Source organism: Luteococcus sp. (assembly GCF_043424415.1).
Taxonomy (GTDB): Bacteria; Actinomycetota; Actinomycetes; order Propionibacteriales; family Propionibacteriaceae; genus Luteococcus.
Genome location: NZ_JBHWOO010000306.1, coordinates 1 through 5,989, shown reverse-complemented (window position 1 = coordinate 5,989; position 5,989 = coordinate 1). Strand labels below are relative to the sequence as shown.

Annotated in this window: 5 protein-coding genes; 2 read left to right on the top strand and 3 right to left on the bottom strand. The window is 63.5% G+C overall.

Going from position 1 to position 5,989, the window contains the following annotated elements; all coding sequences use genetic code 11:
• Window positions 1-214: 214 nt before the first annotated feature.
• Both ACHFFZ_RS17110 and ACHFFZ_RS17105 read right to left on the bottom strand, forming a co-directional pair.
• On the bottom strand, window positions 215-868 hold the full coding sequence (locus ACHFFZ_RS17110) for a DUF6308 family protein (RefSeq protein WP_394277793.1): 654 nt from the start codon (window positions 866-868) through the stop codon (window positions 215-217).
• A 4-nt stretch (window positions 869-872) separates the two neighbouring features.
• Window positions 873-1,847, bottom strand: coding sequence for a hypothetical protein (locus ACHFFZ_RS17105; protein ID WP_394277792.1), 975 nt, complete (start codon window positions 1,845-1,847; stop codon window positions 873-875).
• A gap of 309 nt (window positions 1,848-2,156) precedes the next feature.
• Between ACHFFZ_RS17105 and ACHFFZ_RS17100 the strand changes: the two genes are divergently transcribed.
• Window positions 2,157-3,332, top strand: a complete 1,176-nt coding sequence (locus tag ACHFFZ_RS17100; RefSeq protein ID WP_394277791.1) for a PD-(D/E)XK nuclease family protein — start codon at window positions 2,157-2,159, stop codon at window positions 3,330-3,332.
• Between the two features lie 19 nt (window positions 3,333-3,351).
• Here ACHFFZ_RS17100 and ACHFFZ_RS17095 read toward each other — a convergent pair whose 3' ends face one another.
• Window positions 3,352-5,616: a DUF1524 domain-containing protein gene (locus tag ACHFFZ_RS17095; RefSeq protein WP_394277790.1), complete on the bottom strand. Its 2,265-nt coding sequence runs from the start codon at window positions 5,614-5,616 to the stop codon at window positions 3,352-3,354.
• A 9-nt stretch (window positions 5,617-5,625) separates the two neighbouring features.
• Between ACHFFZ_RS17095 and ACHFFZ_RS17090 the strand changes: the two genes are divergently transcribed.
• On the top strand, window positions 5,626-5,989 hold a 364-nt coding region (locus ACHFFZ_RS17090), incomplete at its 3' end, for a hypothetical protein (protein WP_394277789.1).

Below are 5,989 nucleotides of genomic sequence, written 5' to 3'. Positions count from 1 at the left end.
GGCAGCCTCTGTCAGCCAGTGCTTCAGGAAGACCCCTTCCCGCACGCCGTCGGCCCCGGACGGCGATTGCGCCCAGAAGCCCTGGTCCAGATCACGTTCCAGCAGGTGCCACGCCCAGGCGAGATCGCCCTCGGTCTCGGCTGGGCGCAGCAGGCCGAACCTCAGTGGTTGCTCCATGCGAACAGCATGGCGGGTGGGTCTGACAGTTTCAGGACTAGCGTCCTTCGCGGAGGCCTGCCATCCAGAGCACGACGTCGAGATGGCGCAGCATCGAAATGCCATCGCCCATGTCCACGCCGGGACGCTGAGCGGCCGCGACGGCCTGGGCAAGAGCGTCGACAGTCTCCTTGTCCCGCATGATTGCCGCGAATGCAGGCCAGTCCTCGTTGGCCTGCTTGGTCAGCTCCAAGTAGCTGCAGACGACGTTGTCACGCACGGGAAAGAGCTTGGGCCGCTTGCGCGCACAGATCTTGGAGGCCGTGACCCACTTGTTGCCTCCAAGCCGCTCCTTCACGAAGGAGTAGAAGGCGCCCATCGCGTCCGCATGAGCTTCGGCGTCCTGGCCGCCAAGTTCCCACTTGTCATCAAGGTCTCGCAGGAACTCAGCTCCAGCATTGGCTTCGAAGCGGCGGATTCCCTGTGGCGAGACGCTCACCGACAAGGTGGTGATGGCGAGCAGGTCTGTCGGCGTGATCCTGTGCGGGTCATTGCTTTGCAGGCTGGTGAATGTTGCCCCGGCGTAGTCCCCGTCAACCGCGTAGTAGCGTGCCAAGTCCGCTACTGCCTCCGTGGAGTTCACGGCTTGGCGGGCGCGCTCGACGGCTCGCGCGTTGACGGCATCGTTCGGTGTCCACCATTCGCTGGTCATCAGATCATCCCTTGCACTCGTTGAAGCCGTCGACGTCAAGCATCCATTTCCACTGGCCGTCTTCGGTGACCAGGTGCACATCGAGCGGGACCTTGACGCCACCCATCTCCAGCTCGGCCACCACCTTGGTCGACGGCAGCGACGCGCTGGTGCCGGGGATCTTGGTCACCCCACCGTCGGTGACGCTCAAGGTCCGCTTCCACGTGATCTTCTCCGTGCTGTCGGCACGGCAGGCCAGGAAGGCCTTCTCGCTGATCGCGTCCTTCTGGGCGTTCACGAGCGAGGCGTACTGCCCCTTCCAGTCCCTCGAGCCGAACTGGCCGATCCATCCCTTGAAGAACTGGTCGGCCTGCTGTCCGCCGACGGTGGACGCCGCTGAGGAAGCTTCCCCATCGGGCGTGGCGCTGGCGCTGGTCGCACCTTCGGGGATGTCGCCATCGAGCGGATTGCCGACGTGCGCATCACATGCCGCTGGGGTGCCAGTCACCATTGTCCGCACAGATACTTTGACTCGACCATTGGCGGGCGCCAGCTCCGGGAAGTCGCTGCCGCCGCCGATGATCTTTCCGGCACTGTCGAAGCAGGCGACGCCGATGCGAGGCGACTTGATGGGTGACGAGTAGGGGTTGCTGAGCGTGAACGTCACCTGCCCAGAACCGAACTCGTCCTTGGCGAAGGTGGGCTTGGTGGTCTCCATCGCGAAGGGCTTGTCGCTGAAGGTGCCATCGGCAGAGACGTCGACGGTGGCTTCCACCTTGGCTGCCTTCCCGCCCTTGGGAATCTCGACCTGCGTCCCCAGAATATGGTCGGCCTTGGGCTGGGAGAAGGCCTCCACCTGACTCTGCGAAGCAAGGATCTCACCGGCAGCATCCAGCACATTGAAGTTGACGGTGACGGTCTGCCCCACTTGGTCGGTGTTGTTGTGGACGATGGCGGAGGCCCATGCGTACTCGCGTTCCTGCCCGAATCCTGCCTTCACCAGATGGCCGATCTCCTTCGGAGCTGCAGTGGTGGCCGCAGCAGGTGCAGCAGCCTTCTCTGTTGCTTGTTCTGATCCACCGGAAGAACAACCCACGAGGCACGCGACCGAGATGACGGATACGAGTAGGGGCTTCTGCACTGGGGGTTCCTGTCTTGCATGGCGCGGGAGCTACTGCCCGCACCTTCGGGGTGATTGCCGAATCGTCTCAGGCCCAAGCACCAGACCACTCGAGAACACTGCACAATTAAGCTGCTCGTCAGAATCGAGGTGATCACGCCACCACCCACGAAGCAGTACTTTTGAGCCATGCAAGAACAGGATCCACTCGGGGGAATGGTCCGATCTCTGGTCCCCATGCTCTCGAAAAGTCTCGGTGAGCACTTCAACGTCTTTCGGGTCATGCGCCACGGAACCCATGAGAAGCAACTGTCCAATGTCTTCGCGTGGCTCTTGGACCCCCACGCCACCCATGAGCTCGGAGGGTGCTTCCAAGAGATCCTTCTGACCCAGATCAACAAGTCCCGCGGTGACGAAGCTCCGATGCCGACCTCCGGCTACCGCGTGATTCAGGAAGCCGGGGTCACGACCCAAGCCGGGGAATCTCCCGACTGCAGTGGCAAGGACATTGCCGACATCGTCCTGACACAGGACGCGGCGGCTGTCGTCATCGAGAACTACCTGTCCTCGGACGGGCACGGCCACAACTTCGCCCGCTACCAGGCTCTGGGCACATCCCACAGCACATGCAGCGTCGTCGTACTCCTGTGCATTCGTCGTGACCTCACCCTGCTGCGCGACGGCTGGGAGCAGGCCGTCGTCATCACCTACGACGAGCTGCTGACTGAACTCCGGAGGCAGGTCAACGCCGACAAGACGTGGGGCCGCACTCATCAAGAACAGAGCTTCTTCCTCACCCAGCTCTTCGACCACTTCTTGCAAGGAACACATCGCGTGTCGACGGATGCCAGCATCGAGTTCATCAAGGCCATGTGTGACTCGGGAGAGTCCATCCGCTACGGATACCGCCCCCATATGGCCGCAGCGCAGGAATTCGCTGACCTTATGGCAGACCATGCGAAGCGCCAATTCGAGGATGGCCGCAAGACGCTGGCCCAGGTCAAGAAGCTGCTGCGCCAGTACGCGGCGACTACCCTGACCACCCAAGTGAACACCTCACAGGGGCGCGACGTCATCGTCGGGACCGAGGCGAGGTTCGTCGGAAAGTGGGAGTGGTGCATCACCCTTCGCTGCGCCGGGGAATCAGATCTATTCCTTACCTTCGGACCGACAGCCCGCACGGAGAACGAAAACGCCAAGAAACCCCTCGGCGAACCCGACTTCACACGCATCTTCGCAACCCGAGGAGTCAGTGGCCCGGTGGATGCCATCATCCAGACCGATGTAAGGCTGGATGAGGTCATCCGGGGGCTGTCTCCGGACGACACGCGCTTGCACGACGCTTTGGTAAGCCTGCTCCAGTAGGACTCCGCCCTGTCTGCGTCTATTCCTCGGCCACCGGAGCATCGGCAGCTACCTGGTCCGCGAACTCGGCCACATTGCGCTTCACCCGGAACAGAGTGAGTGCCCCGCCGATTTCATGGCGCGCGTCAACGGAGAACTCGTCGCGGTCGATCCCCGTCGCCAGCCATTCCACGGGCAGGCGGTGCTTGTGCACCGCCGCGTCGGCGTCGAACCAATAACTGCCTCGGACGATGCCGATGTCCACCGTGCGGCTCGCCTTCACCGGAGAGATGACGTAATCCCCGGACTTCATGTCGTGGGCGAACTTCCTGAGGATCGCCGTCCAGTTGACGTAGGCGCCTTCCTTCTCACCCGGGTAGGCGATGCGGAGCTGGCTCTTGAGCGCCTCGCGGTCGCTGACCGCGTTGAGATCACCCAACTCATCCCAACCAAGGCTGACGAAGCCACCTGCCTGCAGCGTCTGGCCGGAGAGCCCGTCGTTGTGAACGCACCACCAGCGACTGATGTCGCCGTCACCCAAGTACTCCTCGGCGGCTTGCGCGAGGGCTTCGGGGACCCCGTCCGCCAACAGGTCGGCAACAGCCACCGACGGCCATGCCCGGTAGTCCGAGGCTCGTACTGCGTTGGCATCCAGACTGGGCAGCAACGGGGAGATTCGGTTGAGGAAGCGCTCGTCGGCGCCGAGAGGGGCGGCCCGGAATTGGAATCCGATGGACAGCGGCCGCTCGGGCCGACCGGCATAGAACGTGAATGGCCAGACTTCACCCTTGTTGCCGGGAACTCCCAGTGCCACCGAGGGTTCTTGGGCGGCCGTTCCGCGCGCCCGACCGCCGAGCTCCTCGATCCCGTCGGCGAGTTTGGTCATCACAGTGGTGAGTTCTGGGGAGCCCTCCAGCGCGTCCATGACGTCTTGGAGGCTCCACACGGAGCCAGCAATGCGAGACGTGGTGGACCAGCCGAAGCCCTCCACCAGCGCGGACAGCTTGTCCAGCGCCGTGTGGACCTGGTGCTGTCCCCATCCTTCTCTCAACACCCACGTGCAACCATCCTCGTGAATCGGCTGGTCGAGCAACCAGCGACTCCTGGAATCCGGATTGACGCCGAAATTGGCCACCAGTTGCAGGAACAGCTCTTCACCTTCGAACAGCCCTTGGACCCTTCGGAGCCCAGCTGTGCTCACCGCCTCACCGATGACGTCCATTCCCACTCCGGCTTGGTGTGCACGGTGGATCATCAGGCGTAGCGCTGCACGACGGGTGAGGTCGTTCTCCTTGAAGTCCGGGCCGTGGATCTCATAGACGGCACGACCGGCCCCGGTGGTGCGCTTTTGGCGCGTCGGGCTCGCCAGCAAGTCCTTGGTGGCCGGGCCACCTGCGGGCCGGGGCCATGCCCGGACAACCAACTCCGCCAGCTTGGGTCCGCGCTCTGCGATCCGTGATTCAGTCCAGTCGTCCAGCGTGAACAACGCCGCGTTGAGCTTGAGCACAGCATTGGCACGGAGGTAGTCGCGCTTTCCCTTCTCGTTATCCGCGACCCAGGCATTGTTGGACAGGGCGGAATTGTGCCCCGGGGTCACCAGCGTGAGGTTGCCGAGCGTCTGGACCAGGAGGTCCCGTCGTTCGGCTGCCACCGGGTCGTCACCGTCCAGCGGCCAGTGTGTGGTCCATTTCTGGGGCATGACGTGTTCCACCGAGAGGTCGCGCGGGCACCAGAGTTCCTCCGCCCGGGATCCCTTGCGAAGCATTTCCTCCGCCGCTTCCAGGAGCATGCGGTTCACGCTGCGCTTGGCCTGCTTGTAGAAGGGGGCCGTCTGCAGGTGTTCGACGATGGACGCGTCATCGGGCCACAGGCGCGTGGGCGCGGTCTGTTCGGCGAGGAACTCGCGGATCACGCTGCCGGCTTGGACAGCCTCGGCGTCACGGAGACGCTTGATCAGGTCGATCGTGATGTGGTTCAGGTCCTTGGAACCGAGGCGAAGAATCGCCCGACGAACCAGCCAGCTCTCCAGCGATTCCAGGGCCAGCTTTCGCTCGTCGGCGGGGACGTCATGGGCGATCACCCACAGGACAGCAGGCATCACAGCATTGGCGTCGAGGACCTCCAGTACCCGGTAGCGGAAGGTCTCCTCCACGCTGCCGCGTGGCGCATCCATGAACTTCCGGTAGGCCATGGCGTCGGTGTGGAGTTCCTTCATCAGGTCCTCGACGTTGACAACATCCTTCGAGACTCGGTCACGGAACTCGGCGAAGATCCGATCGCTGGGCACCTCGCGTCCGAGCTTCATCACGAGCCAATGGGTCAGGAAGAGGTCAATCCGGGGCCGGGTGAGGCGACCTTGGCGGACCTTCTCCCGCCAGTACTCGTCGCCATTCCCGTCGCCGTCAAAGCCCGCCCAGTACTTCTTGTGCAGCTGCTCCAGGTTGCGGTGCTCCTTCTCGGCTCGCTGGAAGAGGTGGTTCTTGATCAGGTCAGCAGCGAGCAGCGGGGCTCCGAGGTAGTTGAGGGTCTCGAAGATGGCCTGGGCATTGTCGCCCTGCGACAGGCTGATGCCGACGAGGACCAGCTGGGTGCGCAGAGTCCGCGTAAGGGCTCCCAACCGGGCGGCCGCGTTGGCCTCGCCGTCGGCCAGCGCCCATTCCTTGATGCTCTCGCTGAAG

Excerpts from the sequence above, each read along its gene's own strand:
- ACHFFZ_RS17095 (WP_394277790.1), bottom strand. The coding sequence starts at position 5,616 with ATGAAGCTCGGACGCGAGGTGCCCAGCGATCGGATCTTCGCCGAGTTC.
- ACHFFZ_RS17110 (WP_394277793.1), bottom strand. The coding sequence starts at position 868 with ATGACCAGCGAATGGTGGACACCGAACGATGCCGTCAACGCGCGAGCC.
- ACHFFZ_RS17100 (WP_394277791.1), top strand. The coding sequence starts at position 2,157 with ATGCAAGAACAGGATCCACTCGGGGGAATGGTCCGATCTCTGGTCCCC.